This window comes from Phenylobacterium sp. (genome assembly GCF_031425575.1).
Classification (GTDB): Bacteria; Pseudomonadota; Alphaproteobacteria; order Caulobacterales; family Caulobacteraceae; genus Phenylobacterium.
This window is the reverse complement of the sequence record NZ_JANPJP010000125.1, coordinates 1-2,532: the sequence shown is the minus strand read 5'-3', so window position 1 is coordinate 2,532 and position 2,532 is coordinate 1. Positions and strand designations below refer to the sequence as shown.

Below are 2,532 nucleotides of genomic sequence, written 5' to 3'. Positions count from 1 at the left end.
TGGCCCGCGCCGCCGGACTTGGGCGTGTGGTGGAAGCGCTGGCCGGCGGCGTCCCAGGTGGCCGACCAGCAGTCGCCGCCCCAGGTGCGGTAGTCGATGCGGCGGTCGGTGTGGCCCGCGCCCTTTTCCGGCTGGTGGTGGAAGTCGTGGCCGGCCCAGGTGGCGGTCCAGCGGGAGCCGTCGCAGGTGGTGTAGGGGATGTCGATCACCGTCTGGCCCGACTGCGGCTGGGCCTGGGCCGGGGCGCCGAGCCCCAGGATCGCCACCGCCGCCGCCGCCACAAATGTCTGTCCACCCATGGTCGTCCTCCCAAGCTGGAGCTTGAACCTAACGGTTGCAGCGGCCGCGCCAAGACCCTGTGACCCAAAAACCGCAGGTCACCAGCTTGGGCGCCGGGGTCGGAACCGTGGCCGCGGTCGGGCGTAAACGTCAGCATGGGGGAGCGCCGAACCGGCGGTCCAGGAACGGACGACGAACGGCGCTTCCAGAAACTCTTGCTGGGGATAGCAGCCATGTCGCCGTCGCTTTCCGTCGTGTCCGACAATGTTGTCGGCGCCCTCCCGCGTTCCGAAGCCCTGTCCATGCGCGTGCGCCGCCTGCAGGCCGAGGCCAAGGGCCTGGCCCGCGAGCACATCGCCGCCCTGGTGGCCGCCCTGCACGAGGCCGAGGCCCTGGCCGCCGAGATCGCCGAGGGCGGCGAGGCCTATCCGGCCGGCATCCGCGACATCGCGCGGCGCCTCACCGAGGAGTGCGAGTCGAAGATCGGCACTATCGAGGCCATCAACGCCCGCCTCTAGGCTTTGGCCCGGCGCCTGCAAGGCAGCGCTTCAACCGTCCCGGTTTGGAGCGAAACCATGGTCAGTCGTGTTGCGCGTACACGTCCCCGCCTCGTGGCGGAGACCCCCAAGGTGAATGTCGTGGCCCTGCAGGCCCTGGCCCCCGCGCCGGAACAGGCCGAGGCGCCCGCGCCCCCCACCGAGACCCTGGCCGAGCAGATCCGGCGCCTGCAGAGCGAGGCCAAGAGCCTGGCCCGCAATCACGTCGACGCCCTGCGCCTGGCCCTGATCGAGGTCGAGCGGCTGTCGGAGGAGATCGGCGCCGGCGGGGACGTCTATCCCACCGGGGTGCGCGAACTGGCCCGGCGCTTCGCCAGCGAGACCGACACCAAGGTCCAGGCGCTGATGGCCATCGTCCAGCGCGGCTAGGCCCGGTCAAACGTCAAGAATTGTGAAGCTTCGGCCGCGGCTGCATCCATTTGTAAAGCACGGCGTTAGCTCCCCGGTTGTCTAAAGAGGCCGCCCTTCACGGCGGCCCGGCCTGGGATAAAGCTTGATGTCCGATACCTTTAACCGCGTCCTGATCAGCGCCTTCGCGGCCGCCCTCATGACTGTCGTGGCCATGGCCGGCACCATGGTCGCCGCCTCGCAGCCCGTGGCCTTCGGCCAGGGCCTGAGCCAGCAGGGCCAAAGCCGCTAACCCACCAGGTCGCCAAATTCCTTGCTGCGCCGCAGCCAGGCCGCCGCATAGCCGCAGATCGGGGTGATCTTCAGCCCCTTGGCCCGCACATCGGCGCTGAGCGCGGCCATCAGCCTGCCCGCCGCGCCCGTACCCCGCAGGGCGGCCGGGCTTTCTACATGGTCGAGATAGAGGCGCTCTCCGCTCAGACGATAGTCGGCCCAGGAGGTCTGGCCCTGTTCGTCTATCTCGTAGCGGTCGCCGGTGTCGCGCAGATCGGTCATGGTCTGATCATAACCCCCTCGCCGCCAGGATCGATCCCGCTTAACTTCGCGATTGCGTGAGGGGGATCGAGATGAAGCAATTTTGGATCGTGGCGACGGTGCTGGCGCTGAGCGCCTGCAGCAAGCCGGCCGAGAAGACCGAGGCGGAGGCGGCCGCGCCCGCCTTCACGCCGTCGCAGACCCCGCCCAAGCGCAAGCCGGGCCTGTGGGAACAGCGGGTCTCCACCGGCGATTTCGTGCAGGTCAGCCGCATCTGCCTGGACGCCGCCACCGACGAGAAGATCAGCTTCTGGGGCTCCCAGGCCACCCGGGACATGTGCGAGAAGAACGTCTTCTCGGCCCGCGTGGCCGGCGGCTATCAGTTCAGCTCGGTCTGCGACATGGGCTCGGGCGGCAAGACCACCACCAGCGGCACGGCCACGGGCGACTTCAATTCCAAGTACGTCATCCAGGCCGAGAGCTCCACGGAAGGCGCCGCCGCCCCGCAGATGAACGGCCTGCACAAGGTCACCGTCGAGGCCGCCTGGCAGGGCGCCTGCCCCGAGGGCTACAGGCCCGGCGACATGTCCCTGCCCGGCGGCATGAAGATCAACATCCTGGAGCTGCCGGTTCCGGGGAAGGGCTAACCCCTATCCGCTCACCCCGGCGAAGGCCGGGGCCCAGATACATCCGCTGCATTCAGGACAGATGGCTCAGGTCGTGACCTAGGACCTGGGTCCCGGCCTTCGCCGGGATGAGCGGAGTTTCAAATGAGCTCCACCGCCATGGCCGTGGCCTCGCCGCCGCCGATGCA

At 69.0% G+C, this 2,532-nt stretch carries 6 protein-coding genes; 4 read left to right on the top strand and 2 right to left on the bottom strand.

Going from position 1 to position 2,532, the window contains the following annotated elements:
• On the bottom strand, nucleotides 1-299 hold a 299-nt coding region (locus RMO97_RS07170; protein WP_310539927.1), incomplete at its 3' end, for a hypothetical protein.
• 213 nt (nucleotides 300-512) lie between these two features.
• Here RMO97_RS07170 and RMO97_RS07165 point away from each other — a divergent pair.
• From RMO97_RS07165 to RMO97_RS07155, 3 genes are all read left to right on the top strand, one after another.
• Nucleotides 513-797, top strand: coding sequence for a hypothetical protein (locus RMO97_RS07165; protein WP_310539926.1), 285 nt, complete (start codon nucleotides 513-515; stop codon nucleotides 795-797).
• 57 nt (nucleotides 798-854) lie between these two features.
• On the top strand, nucleotides 855-1,205 hold the full coding sequence (locus RMO97_RS07160) for a hypothetical protein (protein ID WP_310539924.1): 351 nt from the start codon (nucleotides 855-857) through the stop codon (nucleotides 1,203-1,205).
• Nucleotides 1,206-1,332: 127 nt separating this feature from the next.
• Nucleotides 1,333-1,476 (top strand): hypothetical protein, encoded by a 144-nt coding sequence (locus RMO97_RS07155; RefSeq protein ID WP_310539921.1) that lies wholly within the window; start codon nucleotides 1,333-1,335, stop codon nucleotides 1,474-1,476.
• On the opposite strand, the gene RMO97_RS07150 is transcribed toward RMO97_RS07155, so the two are convergent.
• On the bottom strand, nucleotides 1,473-1,739 hold the full coding sequence (locus RMO97_RS07150; protein WP_310539919.1) for a GNAT family N-acetyltransferase: 267 nt from the start codon (nucleotides 1,737-1,739) through the stop codon (nucleotides 1,473-1,475). The genes RMO97_RS07155 and RMO97_RS07150 overlap by 4 nt on opposite strands.
• Before the next feature lie 71 nt (nucleotides 1,740-1,810).
• Here RMO97_RS07150 and RMO97_RS07145 point away from each other — a divergent pair, with 71 nt between their 5' ends.
• On the top strand, nucleotides 1,811-2,365 hold the full coding sequence (locus RMO97_RS07145) for a DUF3617 family protein (RefSeq protein ID WP_310539917.1): 555 nt from the start codon (nucleotides 1,811-1,813) through the stop codon (nucleotides 2,363-2,365).
• The last annotated feature ends 167 nt before the right edge of the window (nucleotides 2,366-2,532 follow it).

What these genes read in the sequence shown, in the direction of transcription:
- RMO97_RS07145 (WP_310539917.1), top strand. Translation starts at nt 1,811, where the DNA reads ATGAAGCAATTTTGGATCGTGGCGACGGTGCTGGCGCTGAGCGCCTGC.
- RMO97_RS07150 (WP_310539919.1), bottom strand. Translation starts at nt 1,739, where the DNA reads ATGACCGATCTGCGCGACACCGGCGACCGCTACGAGATAGACGAACAG.
- RMO97_RS07155 (WP_310539921.1), top strand. Translation starts at nt 1,333, where the DNA reads ATGTCCGATACCTTTAACCGCGTCCTGATCAGCGCCTTCGCGGCCGCC.
- RMO97_RS07165 (WP_310539926.1), top strand. Translation starts at nt 513, where the DNA reads ATGTCGCCGTCGCTTTCCGTCGTGTCCGACAATGTTGTCGGCGCCCTC.
- RMO97_RS07160 (WP_310539924.1), top strand. Translation starts at nt 855, where the DNA reads ATGGTCAGTCGTGTTGCGCGTACACGTCCCCGCCTCGTGGCGGAGACC.